This window comes from Bacillus infantis (genome assembly GCF_008180445.1).
GTDB lineage: Bacteria > Bacillota > Bacilli > Bacillales > Cytobacillaceae > Bacillus_AB > Bacillus_AB infantis_B.
Window position 1 is genome coordinate 1 of the sequence record NZ_VTER01000006.1, and the last position, 18770, is coordinate 18770.

Annotated in this window: 12 protein-coding genes and 2 pseudogenes; 3 read left to right on the forward strand and 11 right to left on the reverse strand. The window is 46.9% G+C overall.

All coding sequences use genetic code 11. The features are described from left to right. Positions 1 to 115: 115 nt before the first annotated feature. The 3 genes and pseudogenes from FZD51_RS11305 to FZD51_RS11315 form a co-directional block, all read right to left on the reverse strand. Positions 116 to 715, reverse strand: a pseudogene (locus FZD51_RS11305) (ISL3 family transposase); the annotation flags it as partial. Further along, positions 711 to 1522: pseudogene (locus FZD51_RS11310) on the reverse strand (ISL3 family transposase); the annotation flags it as partial. The pseudogenes FZD51_RS11305 and FZD51_RS11310, both read right to left, overlap by 5 nt. Before the next feature lie 258 nt (positions 1523 to 1780). Continuing rightward, positions 1781 to 2770 (reverse strand): C40 family peptidase, encoded by a 990-nt coding sequence (locus tag FZD51_RS11315; protein ID WP_148974883.1) that lies wholly within the window; start codon positions 2768 to 2770, stop codon positions 1781 to 1783. A 416-nt stretch (positions 2771 to 3186) separates the two neighbouring features. Here FZD51_RS11315 and FZD51_RS11320 point away from each other — a divergent pair, with 416 nt between their 5' ends. Continuing rightward, positions 3187 to 4581, forward strand: a complete 1395-nt coding sequence (locus FZD51_RS11320; protein ID WP_148974884.1) for a M28 family peptidase — start codon at positions 3187 to 3189, stop codon at positions 4579 to 4581. Positions 4582 to 4614: 33 nt separating this feature from the next. Here the strand turns inward: FZD51_RS11320 and selB are convergent, their stop codons facing one another. From selB to FZD51_RS11350, 6 genes are all read right to left on the reverse strand, one after another. Then, positions 4615 to 6498 carry a selenocysteine-specific translation elongation factor gene (gene selB / locus FZD51_RS11325; RefSeq protein WP_148974885.1) on the reverse strand — a complete coding sequence of 628 codons (1884 nt, stop codon included), beginning with the start codon at positions 6496 to 6498 and terminating at the stop codon, positions 4615 to 4617. A 13-nt stretch (positions 6499 to 6511) separates the two neighbouring features. Next, entirely contained in the window at positions 6512 to 7369 is an 858-nt protein-coding gene (locus tag FZD51_RS11330; protein ID WP_262380884.1) for an acetate and sugar kinases/Hsc70/actin family protein, read from the reverse strand. A gap of 134 nt (positions 7370 to 7503) precedes the next feature. Then, complete coding sequence (locus FZD51_RS11335; protein ID WP_148974887.1) at positions 7504 to 7725, reverse strand: hypothetical protein; 222 nt, start codon at positions 7723 to 7725, stop codon at positions 7504 to 7506. A gap of 133 nt (positions 7726 to 7858) precedes the next feature. Continuing rightward, a complete protein-coding gene (locus FZD51_RS11340) occupies positions 7859 to 8566 on the reverse strand; it encodes a YwaF family protein (RefSeq protein WP_148974888.1) in 708 nt (235 codons plus the stop codon). 17 nt (positions 8567 to 8583) lie between these two features. Next, entirely contained in the window at positions 8584 to 9267 is a 684-nt protein-coding gene (locus FZD51_RS11345) for a Dph6-related ATP pyrophosphatase (protein ID WP_148974889.1), read from the reverse strand. 98 nt (positions 9268 to 9365) lie between these two features. Next, a complete protein-coding gene (locus FZD51_RS11350) occupies positions 9366 to 10247 on the reverse strand; it encodes a TetR/AcrR family transcriptional regulator (protein WP_148974890.1) in 882 nt (293 codons plus the stop codon). A 174-nt stretch (positions 10248 to 10421) separates the two neighbouring features. On the opposite strand from FZD51_RS11350, the gene FZD51_RS11355 reads away from it, so the two are divergent. After that, positions 10422 to 13475, forward strand: a complete 3054-nt coding sequence (locus tag FZD51_RS11355; protein ID WP_148974891.1) for an efflux RND transporter permease subunit — start codon at positions 10422 to 10424, stop codon at positions 13473 to 13475. 603 nt (positions 13476 to 14078) lie between these two features. Here the strand turns inward: FZD51_RS11355 and FZD51_RS11360 are convergent. Together FZD51_RS11360 and FZD51_RS11365 are read right to left on the reverse strand one after the other, a co-directional pair. Further along, positions 14079 to 17219, reverse strand: coding sequence for an AAA family ATPase (locus FZD51_RS11360; RefSeq protein WP_148974892.1), 3141 nt, complete (start codon positions 17217 to 17219; stop codon positions 14079 to 14081). After that, the gene (locus FZD51_RS11365) at positions 17216 to 18361 is read right to left on the reverse strand and encodes an exonuclease SbcCD subunit D (protein WP_148974893.1); all 1146 of its coding nucleotides are present in this window, start codon (positions 18359 to 18361) and stop codon (positions 17216 to 17218) included. The genes FZD51_RS11360 and FZD51_RS11365 overlap by 4 nt, the downstream gene beginning before the upstream one ends. Before the next feature lie 256 nt (positions 18362 to 18617). On the opposite strand from FZD51_RS11365, the gene FZD51_RS26150 reads away from it, so the two are divergent. After that, on the forward strand, positions 18618 to 18770 hold the full coding sequence (locus FZD51_RS26150) for a hypothetical protein (RefSeq protein ID WP_009791060.1): 153 nt from the start codon (positions 18618 to 18620) through the stop codon (positions 18768 to 18770).

Genomic DNA, 18770 nt, shown 5'->3' on the forward strand with positions numbered 1-18770 from the left:
GCTATGGGTGCAGACTGTAATATCCAACGTTATATGAAGAATCTTTTCCAGCTGGATTTTTATAAAAAAGAGGTTCTACGTCAAATGTTGGGGTGAGGTCCAAAGGGCTTCACCCTTATCCAATATGCACACCCAACTTTTTATACTTATGAGTTAATAAGATTTTGGCCCGAAAACGCTTAAAGCTTCTAAAGCCAAATGCGTTTCGTTTCATGACTTTCGTTAAGTTATTGAGGCCTTCTAAAAAACCATTCGAATAGTTATAGCTAAAGCTATTTAGTATTTCGATTTGCCAGTTTTTTATGGTCTTGGCAGCTTTCATGAACTCAGGAATGCCCGCCTGGGCAACGTCCTCGTAAAAATTATAGAGTGACTCTTTAGTTAGGAGGATCTTTTCCTCACCATTCAGCTTTGCCTCGTCAAACCATCGACAAAACYGCTCTTTTAATTCATATGCCACCTTTAATTCAGGGGACATATTTAGGTACCTGCGAAGAAGCCATTTGTCTTCTTCCGTCAGCTTATCTGACCTCTTATAGAATACATGACGACCCCTCTTGCATTTCTTCCGGTCATAATCATGCCATTCCGTTTGAACTCTTCTCCTGACCCCATCTAAAGCCCAATAGATGTACCGGACGAAGTGAAAACGGTCAGCTACAATAACCGGCTTTCCGAGCGCCTGTTGGACAGCCGCCTTAAAGGATGGGCTCATATNGCTCTTTTAATTCATATGCCACCTTTAATTCAGGGGACATATTTAGGTACCTGCGAAGAAGCCATTTGTCTTCTTCCGTCAGCTTATCTGACCTCTTATAGAATACATGACGACCCCTCTTGCATTTCTTCCGGTCATAATCATGCCATTCCGTTTGAACTCTTCTCCTGACCCCATCTAAAGCCCAATAGATGTACCGGACGAAGTGAAAACGGTCAGCTACAATAACCGGCTTTCCGAGCGCCTGTTGGACAGCCGCCTTAAAGGATGGGCTCATATCCATGACAACCACTTTGACATTGGCTCCATACTTTCTTAAGTATTGCTTGATTGTTTTCTTATAACGATTCTCAAGGATATCGATGGGTTCACGAGTGACCCCATCAGCGATGATAAGCTGGTACTTTCCTTCTCTTGTATCCCCTTTATACTCATCAATCGCAATGACTTCCGGCAGTTCTTTCGCTTCTTCGTTCACAGTGGCCTCCGCCAGGAGGTCAAATCGCCTTACTACTGTGGAAGTGGAGGTTCCGTAGACCTCTGCGGTCTCTTTGAAGGTCTTCCCCTTAATACTGCGGATCTTAATGGCTTGGTTCAGCTCAACCGAAATACGCTGGTATCGGTCGACAAAGGGGTTGCGTTCCATATCCGATAGTCGTGGATTTTCACCGTTGATGTCCCACAAATCGGACAAACATGGGCTTTAACAGGCATCTCTACATGTATGCGAAGCTTCTCTTCCACTTCCTCCATTGATAGAACCACTACTTCTTCAAATCCAGGCAACTTTATGTTAGAATTCATTATGCACGTATCTCCAATCTATACTTGTTTCTCGACAACTCAAGTATAAAAGACTGGATGATTACGTGCATTTTTTATGTCTCAATTTGTGTAGGAACCCCAACATTTAGTATAGAGCCAAAAAAGACAGCTCTTTTGAAAAGAGTCTGTCCAATGTATGTCCTATAATCTTTATTGCAGCTAAGTGAATCTTTGGGAGAAAATTAGTCTATTTGCCCATCACTGAACACGATATAGCATCAGAAGCCCAACAGCCCATTATAGCAGCGACTTCGCCCCAAGATACCTAGTCTTCCAATAAGATAAATTCATATCGCTGATTGTTACACCAGTGGAAGAGCCTGAATGGATGAATTTGTTTCCGCCAAGATAGATGCCTGCATGTGAAGGGCCTGTCCCGGTCTCAAAGAAGACGATATCTCCCGGTGACGGTGAAGATACCGCTTTTCCGGAGCCCCAGATCGTTGCAACAGTTCTCGGGATTGATACGCCAGACTGCTTGAAGACATAGTTGATATAGCCGCTGCAGTCAAAACCGGAAGGTGTGCTTCCCGCCCACTTGTACGGGACGCCGATATACTTTTTCGCTTCGCTGATGATCGCATCGGCTTTCGAGGAAACAGATACTGGTGCTGGAGGCTTTGCAGCTGCTGCTGTGCCATTCAATTGAAGCTTCTGTCCTGCATAGATCGTATCGCTGGAAAGGTTATTCACTGCTTTCAATTGAAGTACAGAGGTATTGGTCCTGCTGCTAATGCTCCAAAGCGAATCTCCTTTTTGCACAATATAACTTGACCCTGTTTGGGCTGGTGCCGGATTCAGCACTGGAGCATTGGCAGAGCTGCTTGCAGCAGCGCTGATTGAAAGCTTCTGGCCTTTATAAATCGTATCAGTTGACAGACGATTCCATTGCTTAAGGGATGCGACACTGACATTGTATTTCAGGCTGATTCCCCACAGTGTGTCCCCTGCCTGCACAGTATGTACGGTGGTGCCTGCTGCTGAAGGCTGTGATGTGTGGCTATGCGGAGCAATAACTGAGAGCTCCTGTCCCGGATAGATGATTGAACCGCTGAGCCCATTCCAGCTTTGAAGCTCGCCTGTATTTATATGATATTGCCTGGAGATTTTCCAAAGTGTGTCTCCTGAGGCTACTTTATGTGTCTGTTCATGTGCGCTTGCTGAACCTTGGAAAGGAGTCAGCATCAAGCCTGCTGCGGCTGCCATTGTTATAAGTTGTTTTTTCATGGTGTACACTCCTTTAATTTCTTTCACATCCTAATTTTAGTAATCATTACACTAGAATAGTATGTGTAAAAAATGGAGTGCCTGGAATTTACTATTGTTATAGGTTAATTAAGGAATATAATCTTCTTTTTCCCATGAACAAATAGGTTATATACCCCATTTTTTCATCTTCTAAACTTATCAGGAAGTAATTTCTACCGTCTTAAGACTCATAATTTACGACAATATCCGGAAGGTAATTTATTCCTCAGCGTTTTTTCTAGTTAGCACCTCCTGATTAAAAAGTCGCTCCAGCAGGATGCCGGCCGAAAAATGAATGCAAAGGACTAAAAAATGCAGGAGTTTTTTACCTTATGCAAATATTAGGAATATTCTAGACTATACTTGCCTATTAAATTTATCCAGGGAGGAATAGTATGAAAAAAACTTTTGTTTCTATGTCATTAGCAGGCGTTTTGGCTTTTGGGGCGGTACATGCTCCTGCACTTGCCCAGCCAAAGGAAGCTCCGAAGCTGGAAGCTCTCCACGGCCTTGAGAATAGTCTCATCAAAAAGATTTCAGCGGAAAAAATCTATCAATCCATCACAGATCTCTCACAGTCTCCGCGCGTGGCAGGCACAGCCTCTGAAGATCAGGCAGTAGAGTATATTAAGCGAAAATTTGAAAGCTATGGCTATAAGACAGAAATCCAGCCTTTCACCTTTTATGGCTATACCCCGCCTGAGAAGATTGAATTAACCGTCCAGGGAGCGGAAGTGTCATTATCCCCTGCACCTTTCACTTATACAGTTAACGGGAATGTCACTGCTGAACTGGCAGAAGCAGGTCTGGGAACAAAGGAAGACGCCGCAGCTGCTGATCTGGACGGTAAGATTGCACTGATTCAAAGAGGGGAAATCAGCTTTGCCGAAAAGGTATTGAATGCAGCTGAACAAGGTGCTGCCGGTGTTCTGATCTATAATAATGCTGATGGTCCTCTCAGCGGGACACTTGGAGAAGCCAATGAGGATTACATACCTGCTGCAGCTTTATCAAAAGCTGAAGGTGTAAGCCTGTCAGCCAGACTCAAAGCTGGCGGAACCGTCACCGCCAACCTTGTCATTGTTGGCGCTGATGCCGGTGAAAAAACATCTCACAATGTAATTGCCGTTAAAAAACCGACTAATAAAAAGAAAGATACAGGAGAAGTCATTGTGCTTGGCGCACACCATGACTCTGTCGCAGGTGCACCGGGAGCGAATGATGATGCATCAGGCACAGCGATGACACTGGAATTGGCAAGAGTGTTCAAAAACATTCCCACTGATTCAGAAATCCGTTTTGTCACATTTGGTGCTGAAGAGCTCGGCTTGCTTGGATCAAGGCATTATGTAGAGAATCTGTCAGACAAAGAGCAGGATAGCATCATTGCCAACTTTAACCTGGATATGGTCGGAAGCAGGGATGCAGGCGACCTGGTCATGCTGACGGCTGATGGCGAACCGAATCTGGTGACAGAACTGGCCCAGAAATCCAGCTTAAAGCTGAACGGGGCAGCAACACCGTATGGCCAGGGGGGCCGGAGCGACCATGTGCCTTTTGCAGAAGCAGGGATTCCGGCAGCATTGTTCATCCACAGCCCGAGTGAGCCATGGTACCACACACCAGAGGACACGATTGATAAAATCAGCAAGGACAAGCTTCAGGATACAGCTGAAATTGTGGGATCAGCGATTTATGATCAGGCAAAATTCGACCGGAAGCTGCCTAAGCCAAAAAAAGGGAAAAAGCATAAAACGCCTCATTTATATCAAGAACAGGAAGTAAAATAATAGAGGAAAAGCACCCTCCTTGGGTGCTTTTCTCTATTTTTTCCAGATCCTTTTATTATCTTCCCGCACGGTCAGCTTCAGCTCATCAAGCCGCTCAAGGAGAGGGATGATATATTTCCTCGATAAGCCCAAAAGATCTTTAGCCTCACCTACATCAAAGCTGCCTCCGGTTCCAGCCTTCAGCTTTTCAACCGCTTCATTGAAAATGTCCTCATGATAATAATACTGGCCATCAATCGGCTCGATTTTATCTGTATCTGCCAGAAAGCGGATCATATCAGCCTTCAAATCTCCCGGAATACCCGATTTGGCGAAATAATCGTCGAGGTATTGGACCTGCAGTCCATCATTTCTTAACTGGTCCAGCATATTGTCAGCCCGTTTTTGCCAGCTTTTCGGAATATTCCTTTCAAAGCCTGTAGAAAACAGCCACTGTTCTTCTTTTATCCATTTTCCATCCAGGATCCCTTTTTCCACCGTAAAATCTACCAGGCTTTTGCCGTAGATGCCTGCCAGCGATTGGACCAGCTCTGCTTTAAGGATCCCTTTCCTCATCGGAAAAGCAGAGTGGAATTCAGCAAGCTTCCCTGCTGCTTCCATGGAGGCGTTTTGCACCGTTTCGCTGTGGGCAAAGTCATTAGGCCCTATTTTTAAAAAGCCGTCCTCCTGAAGCACCTGCAGGACAGTTTCTTCGTCCACACCGGTTAAATGGGCAAGCTCTGAAGGCTTCATGCTGCTGTTTATTCTAAGGGCATCGCTGATCCTTTCGTGCGGAGACCCTTGTTTTTTCTTATCAAGAAGCTCAACGGTATGCTTGCCAAACTTATATTTTTGGCCATGAGGATCTATGACCCATCCCCCGCCGATGGTTTCAGCGGGGCTCGGCCTCCTGAGGATGAACCTGTCTCCCCGCTTTGTAACCACCTCTTCGTCCAGCCTGATCTGGCATAGGATTTCTTCATTATCTTCCTTGAGCTCGTTGCGGTCAAAAAATACAATCCGGCCCATCACTTCAGCTGTTCCGATATGGCATTTAACAGGCATCCGCTGCTTGATGGCAGATTCCAGCCCCTCTGCTGTCCGGATGCTTGCATCAAACACATTTGTCACTGTAAAACTGTCAGCGGAGACAAGGACCTGCCCCCTGGCGGCATCTTCTTTTGCGACCCCGGATAAGTTGATGGCTGCCCGCTGCCCTGCAAACGCCTTTTCAGCCTGCTTCCGGTGCACCTGGATCTGCCTCGCCCTCGTTTCAATGCCTGAGGGCATGATCTTGAGCTGCTGGCCTTCTTCAACAGATCCTTCATAAACGGTTCCGCGGACCACAGTCCCCTGCCCCTTTACCGTAAAGGCCTGGTCGATCGGCAGCCTGAAAGCGCCTGTTGTGCCGCGGGGGGTGATTTCTTTAAGTTCGTTCTCAATAAGCACTTTCAGTTCTTCTATCCCTCTTCGAGAAAGACTGTCCACGAGAACCGAAGGCGAGCCTTCAAAGACCGTTCCTTCAAGTTCTGCCAGAATGTCTTCCTCAACAAGGCCGATGAATTCTTCATCAACCCGATCAACTTTAGAAATAACGACGATCCCTTTCTCAATGCCTAGGAACCCAAGGATCTGGAGATGCTCTTTTGTCTGCGGCATCACACCCTCGTCAGCTGCAACGACAAGGATTACAAGATCGATGCCTGCCACACCGGCAATCATCTGCCTGATGAACCGCTCATGCCCCGGGACATCAATAACAGATACTTCCAAATTCTCATCTTCATACAAAGGAGCAAATCCCGGCTCAATGGATATCTGCCTTTCTTTTTCTTCCTTCAGCCTGTCTGTATCTATATTCGTCAACGCTTTGGTCAGCGATGTTTTTCCATGATCAATATGGCCGGCCATACCGATCGTAAAGTATTTCTTTCCCACAAATGCACCTACTTTAATTCATTAATTTATCATTCCAACTGGATAAGTACGCACCAAGTGCACCGCTGTATTCCCCATTAGGCAGGAAGGCGGCATCCAGGCCTGTCATCCTGCTGTATGTAAGGAGTCCCTTTTTCAGTGCATCATTACCCTGCAAGGAACTTCCAATATAATATATTTTTTTAGAATGGTGGGTGTCAGCAGCCCCTTTGGTCAAGAGGACCGTTGTTTCGGCAATCATGTTAGCAGCCGCTGCCATAAGATCCTCTTCGGAAGGCTTACCCGCGATATTGGCAAAATTGCCTGCCGTAAGCTTGCCGTCAATAGGCGCTTCAACATCCTTCAGCCTTTCATTCTGGCCTGCTGCGGAGGGAAGCCAGCTTCTGTCTCCATAAATATCGCTTACCAGCAGGTCGGCCTTTTCCCTGTTTCCTTTTGCTGCCAGACCGGCCAGCTTCTGGTGATCCGCTTTTCCAGTAAAAATATTGCCAAGCCCCATAAAAGCGCCTCCGCCCACACCGCTGCCCAGGATTCTTTCATGCTTTCCATCCTCTATTTTATACCAGGAAGTCCCTGTGCCGATGTTAACGAGCAGCAATCTTTCATGCGGGTGGCCTGCTTCCTTGATCAGATGGAGAGCCCCTTCACAAGTGGCCGAAAATTCGGGGATGATAGCGGCTTCGGGAAAAAAGGCCTCCTTAAGGATGGCAGCTTTGCCGCCGGTTAGGACATAATCCCCAGAAGGAGCCATTGTCTTAAGCCAATTCAGCGCCTGCTCAGCCTCATTATATTCAATTTTTCTAAAATGAAGGCCATTTTCTTCATAAATGATTTTAATCAGAGTCCCGCCAGCATCAATCCCTATTCTCACCCGAAAGCCCTCCCTTGAGTATATTAACCCCATTATAAGCAATCTTGGCAGGGGCCTGCCAGCATAAAGGCCCGTTATCCAGAGGGAGTATTCCAGCTAAAAATAAAGCCCCCTTTCTGAAAGGGGGCAAAATTCTATTCCAGCATCTCGCCGGTCTGATAATCCTTCATGAAGCTCTCAATTGTTTCTTCCATCATGCCGCTATCATCAGGAACCTGGACAATCACTTCATTTCTGCCCGTAACAGGAGTTACACTCACATGCTGATAGCGGTTAACATCCAGCTGGACGCGAAGGTCTTTTGCAACCTGTGAACTATCTGTCCCATCTTTCAATAAAAAACGAAGGTTTTTCATTTAGGCAAAGCTCCTTCCAACTCAGTCTCTAAAGCTTATTATTGGGCCGGATGAATCAAACTATTCTTTAGGCTTTGCCTGAAGTCCGCTGAAAATCAAATAAAAACCCCGCTAAAGGCAGGGGCTTTGCTGTTTACTTCCTCTTCCGAAAACCAAACGGAGCAAGCAGCACATAAAATATGACAAGCGCAATCCCTTCAAGGGAAAGGATATAAAATGGATAAGGCCCCAGAAAATCAATCAGCGAGCCATTGGAAGGCTTATAGGCAAGAAACATATAATTTCCCCCGGTCCATTTATTGGCCATATATGCAATGCCTGCAGATAAATTAAGGAACAGGAAACTCAGCCACATCCCTTTATGATCTGGTGCAAATCCCTTTGCAAATACATAGAAAAGGCAGGTCCAGATAATCAGAATATGGGTGATGAAAAACTGGAAATAACGGAAATGCGGATAGCCAAAAAATAATTCAGGCGTCAGCACCGCCATTAGAGCACCAGCAATTCCGATAAAATAAACAATATGAAAAACGGGTCTTGATCCTGTTGCGAGCAGGATCAGGCAAAGAACCAGGCTGATGGAGCACAGCTGCAGCGGCAGTGTAAAGGAAACATCCCATATTCCTGCACGGTACAGCCAATAGTGGTAAAGCGACTCCAGGAGGAATAAACCTGAGAAGAACGTCCACCTGACCGCTTTTTCATTTGCCGCGAAAAACTCCTGGTAATAGTATAAAGCAAAAGAGCCTGCCGCAAAAACAAACAGCATGATCCAATGGCCTGCCGAAAAAGCCGCAAAAGGATAAAGATCCGAATTTTGCCCGAATAGCTCTGCCACAGCGGGATCCTCCTTACTTATGACTTAGGCTTTTCTCTTACAGCGAAGTTTTCAAGCTCAAGCCGCTTAGTTGTTTCCAGCTGAATAATTTCTCCAGTGTCAAAGCTGACTTTTTTACGGAAAAGAGGGCCGTCGTAGACAAAAGTATGATATTCCCCTGCTTCACCCATTGGACAGCTGGCTGTATCTTTAATATCCCTGGCAAAGGATGCATCCACTTCGCGGCCAAGCCACTCAGTGGCAAGAATCTCATCTCTTACCCTGATCACTTTAGCCTTGTATCCTGAATCCGTGAATGCTTCCAGGGCTGATGGTGCTTCTTCTTCTTTCATCCATAAAGGATAGGATGCTTCCAGACCTGCCGCTGCCGCCGCCTTTTCGCCCCAATCTCTGTGCTCATCTAAATAAAGATCCCCAAACGCAATCGCATCAAGTCCGTATTTCTTTTTTGCCTCTTTTAAAGCGGCGACAAAGCAATCCGTATATCCGTCAAACGTGCATTCTATAAAGCGGACCGGAATCCCGAGAGCTTCCCCCTGAAGGGATATAAGCTCCTTCTTTTCACCATGTCCAAAAGTCCTTCCCAGCTCTTTTGGGACTGTTGTCAGGAGGCACTCAACCTTTACCCCTTTCTTGACCAATAGATCAAGAGCCATGCAGCCGTCCTTGCCTCCGCTCCACGAAAGTGCTGCTTTCTTCATCTTTCCAACTCCCTATTATTTGAATCTTCTGCCACTATTTTACCATGAAAGAATAGGCACTGCATGGCAGAACAGTGTTGATTGCCTAATTCCCCTAGTCAGTCATTCAGGATTTCCCCTTCGAGCTCCCTGGCTTCCTTCTGGATATCTCCCTCACCCTTCAGCAAAGCAAACAGCCCTTCCAGAATGATTTTTTCAGGATTGGATTTTTTGGTTTCCTCGGAAATTCTGTTTGCAATCTCTTTTAGCCATGAAGATTTCTGAGGTTCCAGATTGTTCAGCTTTTGATAAAGATCCTTCCATGCCTGTTCCCTTTTTTCAAAAGAAACAAAAGCGCCTTCCTTATCCATATGAACGACAAAATGCTTCATCATTTCATCAGTAAGAACCGGATTTCCGCCCTTTTCAAGAAAATCATTGGCTACCGCATCAAGCTGCCGGACTAAATGGACGCCGATATCATCCGGTTCGATCTTTGCCTGGTCAGATACCATCAGCATCATATATGTCCGATAGATCGACTGAATCATGAACAGCAGATCCCATTGATATGTCCTGATTTTTTCCCCATACAGCTCAGTCAGGCTTTTCTGGAGCCAGGAAAACAATCTTCCGCGCATCCTGTGCTCCATCCCTGCAATCTTTACGCTGTTAACAGCCGTCTCTCCCCGCATCTGCATTTTCATATACGCTTTATATTCAATTATCCCTTCGAACTGGGCACTGAACTGCTTCTCCAGCTTACGCTTAGGCTCCAGATCCCCATCCAGTCCGATGACAAGGACCCTTTCAAAGACGAGCTGCTGGTAATGCTCATAAATGGAAATAATCAGATCTTCCTTTGATGAAAAAAAAGAATACAGTGAACCTTTTGCAATCCCTACACCGTCCGCAATTTCCTGCATGGATGTCTGGCTGTACCCTTTTTCAGCAAAAAGTTCAACAGCTGTTTCTAAAATCGCTTCGCGTTTGTTCATCATTACACCTCATATCTTAATGCCTGCACATTCACTAAACACATTCATTCTTGACTAGTTTAACTAAGTCATGCAAAAATGACCATGTAGTCAAGAGTTTTTCCCTTGATAATATTAGATTTTATTTTATATTCAACAAAATTTGACCGACCAGTCAAACCTCAGGAGGAATGGATTATGCTTGAATGGATACTAAAAAGATCCAAAATCTTTATTATTTTGTTCTTATTATTTATTATCGTTGGCGTCTACACTTTCCTTCAGCTGCCGCAAAGAGAAATACCAGAGACTTCCATCAACATCGGGACCGTCAGCACCGTTTATCCTGGTGCAACGGTCGACAGTGTGGAAAGGAATATCACCAATCCGATAGAAATGAAGCTGCAGTCCATTGAGGGAATCGAGGAACTAAGCTCATCCTCAAGCGCAGGCTTCTCTTCTATTATCGTAACGGTTGCCGACGGAGAAGACAAAAAAGAAGTGTTCGGCAATGTGCGCCAGGCTATCTCTGACCTTACAGCTTCTTTCCCGGAAGAAGCCTTTGAACCGGAAGTCAGTGAAGCAAATGTCAAGATGCCAATTGTATCTTACCATTTGACGGGCAGCGACAGAGAAAGCCTTTTTGCTCTTCAGGACGAACTTTCGCGCTGGAAAGAAGAGGTTGAATCCTTACCTGGCATATCGGGCGTTGCCATTAAAGGCCTGCCTGAAGAAAAAATCTCTATCGAACTGGATCCGGAGCTGCTGAAGGAAAAAGGGATCATTCTGCCTGATGTGATCAGCAGCATTAATGAAGAATTCTATCCTGCACCATTAGGAAAGCAGGAAATGGATCAGGAAATCGTGCAGCTTACATTAGAGCATTATGGCTCTGTTGAGGATATGGAAAAATTATTCGTCGGCAAATCACCGCAGGGTGAATCCGTCTTGCTTGGCGACATCGGAAAAGCTGAAGTCGTGCAGAAAGAAACGGAGGATATTGTCACCATCGACGGAAAGCCTTCTATTTCATTTACTGCCTTTGTCGAAGCAGGACAGGATATCCCTTCCGTTGACGAAGCAGTCAGCAGCCTGGTCGAAGACCTGGGAAAAGGGCTGCCTGACGGTATTGACCTTCAGCCATATTATTCACAGGCCAATCAGGTATCCGATATTTTTGACGGCCTTTACTTATCTCTTGCGATCTCGGTAGCGGCAGTCATCCTGACTACGGCTCTTGGACTGACCGCCTCAGGCGCATTCGTCGTTGCACTGGCAGTCCCGATTTCCGTATTGATGGGGCTGATACCCCTTCCATTCGCCGATGTGGACTTGAACCAGATTTCTGTCATCGGGGCGATCATCGCGCTCGGTATTCTTGTTGATGACAGCATTGTCGTCAACGATAGTATCCAAAGGCGTTATAAAATGGGTGAAGGGGCGATGCTTGGGGCTATCAATGGAACGAAGGAAATTTGGGTTTCCATCGTCACCTCATCACTCGCTATTGTTTTCACCTTCCTTCCACTCGTCTTTCTTTCCGGGGGGAACGGAGCTTTCATAAGGGCCCTGCCGACCGTTTTAATCACGACCATTTTGGCGTCAACACTCGTCGCATTAATATTTGTGCCGATGATGCGCTTTATGCTTTACCGGAAAACGAGCAAAAAAGTTTCTGACGCTCCCGGGCTGCTCGGAAGGCCGCTCAATCTGATGGCTGATATGTATGCAGACAAAATCCTTAAGCCATTTTCCAAAAGGCCGAAGCTTGTCGGTTTCCTTGGCTTGATTTTTACAACGATGATCTTCGGGCTGGCTGTGCTGACTCCTTTTGAGTTCTTCCCAGCCGCCGACCGTGAAGAGGTGACGGTTGACGTTACACTCCCAATCGGTGTGACCCTCGAGGACACAGCCGGGCAGCTTAGGGATATCGAAGAAATGCTGCTGACTGATCCTGGCGTCAAAGAAACAAGCGTTTTCGCCGGAACCGGACTGCCTAATCTTTTCAACAGCTCCCTGCAGGCATCCGGGGAGAATACGGGACAGATTGTCGCACGGGTCGACCGGAAGAACCAGACTGCCCAGGGGCTTATCGACGACTGGTCATCTGTTCTGAGGGAAAAATATCCTGATGCTGAAATATTCATGGAAACCATCCAGCAGGGACCTCCTGCAGGCGCCCCTGTCACAGTCACGGTAAAAGGGCCTGAGATAGAGAAGCTCCTTAAACTCAGGGATACTCTGTCCGGCAAAATCGAAGACGCTGGAGCAGACTTTGTGGTCGACAATATCGGAACTCCAGAGCCGGCTGTAAAATATGTCCCTGACCGTGCCAAATTAGAAGAATACGGCATCACCATCAACCAGATCAGCGAGCAGATCGGCCTGGCAACTGAAGGCATCCCGCTGCAGGCATTTGATAATGGCGTATCTAAGCGCGATATGAGCATCATCCTGGGCGACCCGGAAGAGCCGCTGAACCTTGAAGAGCTCGAGATTCCGGCTGCCGGCAGTACACAGGCCGGACCGCCTCAACTTGTTCCTGTCTCGGAGCTTGTGGATGAGGAAAGAACCGAAGAAATTCAGCGCATCCCCCACCAGGATGGAGACCGGGCGATCACCATAAGAGCCTTCCCTAAAGAGGAGGAAGGCTTCAAGGAGAATGTCCAGAAAATCGTTGAGGATGAGCGGGAAGCTTTGGACAGCAATGACTACAGCATCCAGTTAGGCGGAGAGAATCAGGCGCAAAATGACTTCTTTGCCGAAATTACCGTGCTGTTCATCATTGTCATCTTCCTGGTGTATCTGCTGATCGCCTTCCAATTCAATTCACTGGGCCTTCCTTTCCTGGTACTGACAGCCGTTTACCTGGCACTTGCCGGCAGCATCCTCGGCCTGTTCGTAACACAGACGCCGATCTCTTTCCTCGCTGTCATGGGAATGGTTTCTCTGACAGGAATCGTCGTCCGTAACTCTGTCGTCCTGATCGAATTTATGGAACAGGGGCTGCGTGACGGAATGGCCATCAAAGATGCCGTAGTGGAAGCCGGCCGTGTGAGACTGAGGCCGATCCTCCTGACTGCACTGACATCCATCGTGGCACTGATACCAGTCGCAGTCAGCGGAGATGCTCTCTTTACACCGCTGGCCATAACGATCATTTCCGGGATACTGTTCTCAGTCATCCTTACCGTCATCATCGTGCCGATGCTTTATCTTGGCTTTAAGAAAGTGCCGGCTGAGAGCAAGTAGAATGGGAAAAACATCCTGCGGTTTGCTGCCGCAGGATGTTTTTTTGATGGGAGAGGCTGTATGTGTGGATTGGATTTAGTGGAATTGGGCTTTCTCAATACATGCGGGGTATTTGTACGAGGTTCTTGCATTGTTTCTGTGCATGACTTAGTTTTTCATACATCTCTCATGCATTGATTTCACTCTATTCTATGCATGACTTGGCTTTTCACACGTCTCTCTTGTATCGATTGCTCTCTATTCTATGCATGACTTGGCTTTTCACACGGCTCTCATGTATTGATTGCACTCTATTCTATGCATGACTTGGCTTTTCACACAGCACTCTTGTATTGATTGCACTCTACTCTATTCTATGCAGACTTGGCTTTTCACACAGTACTCTTGTATTGATTGCACTCTATTCTATGCATGACTTAGCTTTTCACACGGCTCTCATGCATCGATTACTCTCTATTCTATGCATGACTTAGCTCTCATCACGGCTCTCATGCATTAATTGCCCTATTGTATTCATATTTAGAACTTCCCACCTTCCCTCCTCCAATCACCAAGCATCCCACCAAAAAAATAGGGCAGGAATTCAATCCCTGCCCCATTCATTCATCCATTTAAAAAGTGGAACTCGGTCCTGCTTCCCAGCTGGGTTGATGTGACTTCAAGCCTGACATCGATTCGTTCCTTGAGTTCAGGCACATGGGAGATGATGCCCACAAGCCTTCCTGTGCTCTGAATATCGATGAGCGCTTCTATAGCCTGGTCAAGTGATTCGGGATCAAGCGTCCCGAAGCCTTCGTCGATGAACATTGTTTCAAGCGAGACGCCGCCTGCATATTGCTGGACAACTTCTGCCAGACCCAGCGCAAGCGACAATGCCGCCTTAAAGCTCTCCCCGCCAGACAATGTCTTAACATGGCGCTCCTGCCCTGTGTACTGATCAAAAATGAGCAGCTCCAGCCCGCTTTGAACATTTCCTTTGGAACGGTCCGTCTTCCTTAGAAGCCGGTATCTGCCGCTCGTCATTTTGCCCAGCCTGCCATTTGCTTCACGAAGGATATCATCAAGGAAAGCAGCAAGCACATAGCGCTCAAATGTAATCCTGAATGTGTTCTGTCCCTTGGAAATCTCAAACAGATGGCCAAGGAGGTGATACTGCTCCTCAAGCTGTTTGATGTCTTCGTTGATTTCTGTGACCTTTTTGAGGATTTCCCCGTTTTCCCGCTTTTTCACGAGCAGGCCGGTATACTGCTCCTGCAGTGCAGCCAGCAGCTTGTCCACTTCCCCGAATTCCTCCTTGAGGGCCTGGATATCAGGCTCCTTAACATCCTTCAGCAATTCTGTAAGCTCATGGTATCTGTCTGCAGCGGAACGAAGTTCTTCCCGGTAGCTTCTGAGCTCTGCCTGCAGGCCTTCAAGCTCCCTTTCATTCCTTTTAGCATGATGATAGTCCTGGTATACAGTAAAGCCCTGCCCAGCCATCCTGTCCCGGAACAGCTCCCGCTCGGCGGAAAGCTTGTCCCCAGTCTGCTTCAGCTGGTTTTCCGCAACCTCAAGGCGAGTCTTCTCATTAGAATGCTTTTCCCTTGTATCCGTATAGGCAGCCTGTGCCTCCTCCAGCCTCTGAGTGAGTTTTTGCTGATGCTTTTGGGCCGCCTGCAGCTCTTCCTCATATGCCTGGCGGGAGCGGAGATTTTCAGGAACAGTTTCCATCATTCTGGAAAGCACTGTATTTTTCTCTGCAAAAAGAATGCCTGCTTCCTGATTGTCCGCTGCGGCCCGGCGAAGCTCATCAGCTTGCCTGCTTTTCTCACTTTCAGCTCTTTTGATTTCCTGTTCAAGCCTGTCAGCCTGAGCCGCTTTTCTGCGGTACCCTGCAAGCTCACTTTCCATCCTGCTTCTTTCCGAGAGGAGCTCCTGCTTATAGGATGTGATTGTATCCTCTGAAAGCCCCGGTTTTTGTTCTGCCACTCTGTCAGCAAGTTCAGCAATCGACTCTTTCAGGCTGGCGGCTGCCGACTGGATTTCATAATAGCGTGACTCGGCCTTAGAACGGTCTTCCTCGCAGGAAAGCTGCTGCTTCTTTGCTGCCTCAATATCCTTTTCATCAGGAAAATCCGGGCCGCCAGATACGGCAGGCAAAGGATGCTCCATGGATCCGCAAACAGGGCATGCTTCTCCATCCTGAAGCTTGCCGGCAAGTATGGCCGCCTGGCCATGCAGCCATTTCTGCTCCAGCTCTGCCACCAGCTGCCTGGCATCTTCAGCACGTGCCTGCTGCTTTTCCAGCAGCTGTTTTTGCTGTTCCAATTTTTTAAGAGAATCACCCAGCTTCTGTTCCTGGCTCTCATATTTATTGATATTTTCAAGAAGAGATTGGGAGCCTTCAAGCTTCCTTTCCATCTCCACGGCCAGCAGGAGGCTTCCATCAGCACCTTTTTTCTCGGCATTGAGCCTTTTCAATGTTTCCTCCCACTGCTTCTGGCCGGCTTCAAGATTTTCTATTGTCTGTTTGGAGGAATATAACCGCTTTTTCAGCATCTCAGCCTCTGATTTAGTTTTGGACAGGGCGAGGACATCTTCTTTCATCGCCTGCAGCCTTGAAACTGCTTCCGCTGACTCTTTCCGTTCAGCTTCCCTGTTCTTCTCATGCTGATAGGCGTCTTCTTTTTGCTGGAGAAGCTGATATAATGCCTCCGTACTTTTCCCAAGCCGTTCAAATTCAGCTTTGCATGAGTCCAGATCACTTTTCAGCTTATGGCATAACTCTTCCTGCTGCTCAAGGATTGCGGCCTTTTGAGCGAGGATGATTTCCTGCTCTTTTGCTTCTGACCATTCCTTCCGGCTTTCCAGCTCTTCTTTTTTGGCTTTGAGCTCCTCTTTTTGAGCCAGCTGCTTCAGGACTGCTTCTGCTTCATAGATTTTCTGCTGAAGAGAATCCCTTTCCTCCTGCTTCTTACGGCCCTCATGGACAAGCTTATCCATTTCCCCGTTTAAAAGCTCGATCTCTTTTTCGAGCAGCCGGAGGATCCTGCTGTCATTCAGGGGCTCTTCTTCCAAAGCTTCGAGCAGGTCTTCCTGATAGGAGGCATGGATCCCATGCAGAAGATGGTTTCTCCTGTCTGCCTGCTTTTCAACACTCTTCTTCAGCTCTGTCGCTTCAGTCCTGAGCTTTTCTTCGATTTTTTTATAGATCTCCGTATGAAACAGCCTTTGGAGGATAACCTCTTTTTCTTTACTGTCTGATGTGAGCAGCTTGCGGAATTCCCCTTGGGGAATCATCAGGATCTGCCGGAATTGGCTGCTGTCGATGAGCATGATTTCCTTTATCTTCTCATCCACATCCCTCACATTGGCAGCGAGCAGCACTTTCTCATTTTTTTCATCATATATATAAAGCTCGGCCCTGGCGCCGATTGTCGTAAAACCTTCGCCCCGCTCCTTCTTTTTTTCCTGCTGCGGGGAACGTGTGATATAGTATGTCCGGTCACGGAGCGAGAATTGGAGCGACACCTCTGTCAGCAGATTATTTTCAGCAAATTGGCTTCTAAGCTCGGGGCCATTTCTGTCTTCCCCGCTTGCTTTTCCATAAATGGCATAGCTGATGCCATCAAAAATAGTGGTTTTGCCCGCGCCGGTCTTTCCTGAAATCACAAACATGGTTTTGCTGCCGAGCGAGGAAAAATCGATCTCTTCGGTTCCTGCATAAGGCCCGAATGCCTGCATTGCCAGCTTCAAAGGCTTCATTTCAATCCCTCCTCCTTCAGCACAGACTGGATGATATCAGCCATCGCTGACTTTTTATCTTCTGTGAATTCAGCTTCTGTCATTTCTTTATAAAATTGCTCAAAAAGATCCAGTTCGGATTTTTTCTCTTCTTTCACAGCCTGGAAGGCCATTTTCCTTTTCAGGTCGGTCTGTTCAATTTTTCTGTCCAGATGGAGGACGTTCGGATATAACTGCCGCAGTTTGCCCATCGGATCAATGAGGCTGCCGTCATCCAGCAGGGTAATTTTCAGGTAATCCAAATGATTCTGCCCTTCTGCAAACGATGGATCGAGAAGCTCCTCCAGATAGCCTTCCACCTCGCGCATATCCTGCTTGGGAGCAAGAGAATGCTCGCGGATGTCAAAAGAGCCATTATCATTCATTTCGATGATGGAAACCGACTTCTTCTGCTTGCTTTCAGAAAAAGAATATTTCAGCAGTGAGCCGGCATACCGGACTGTATCATGCTTGATGGCATCCGGGCTGTGAAGATGGCCGAGCGCCGTATAGGAGAAAGGCGCAAAAAGATCCGCAGTGACGCATCCGGAACCGCCGACAGATAAAGTCCTTTCAGAATCGCTGGTCTGTCCTCCCAGCACGAAGGCATGGCCCACAAGCACATTCGGTTCATTAGGATTGATTGTTTCTTCCATTTTTCCGATAAGGCTCTTCATGGCATCCTGATGGGAGTGGATGGAGTCGTCTCCCAATAGCTGCCTGACAGTACCTGGTTCTGCATAGGGCACCAGGTAGAAGTTAACGCCATTTATATGTACAGGCCGGAAGCTGGCTTCGATATTTCCGTTCAGATAAAATTGGCTGTGCTGATACCACGAGCTGCCGAATGACAGCCGTTCAGCACTGTCATGGTTGCCGGAAATCGCCACGATCGGCGTTTTAAGATCAATATTAAGCTTAAACAGGGTTTCGTCCAGCAGGCGTACAGCATCTGTCGGCGGGACGGAACGGTCATAAAGGTCGCCTGCTATAACAATGGCGTCCGGCTTTTCTTCCTCCACCAGTCTGACAAACTGCTGCAGTACCTCCCGCTGATCTTCTGTCATATACACACCATGGACAAGCTTGCCCAGATGCCAGTCTGCCGTATGAATAAACTTCATGATTCTCCCCCTCTTTTAACCTTATTGCTTCTTTTTCAGAATCCTATCATTATATCAAAAAGAGGATAGCGAAGGTTTCTGAAAAAACAGGAAGCCTTTCAGCCAGAATGTTTGTTCTCTTATTTTAACAGAAAACGCAGCTTATCACTGAGAAAATTTTTCCAGAATAGACTGAATTTACTTAGATGTGTTTCAAATGAGTTCATATGGGTATATAGTAGTAGTAATATAAGACTAAAAAGGAGGCAGTGAAAAAATGACAGAACAAATGATTTTTTTAAATGAATTGAAAGAGTTATTGAACGAATACTGCCGCTGCAATGTAAAGCCTGTCAAAAAGGCGATTTATAAAGATATCCTTCTGATCTGCAGGGCATTTGCCAATATGGATGAAGGCCGCGCCGCTTGA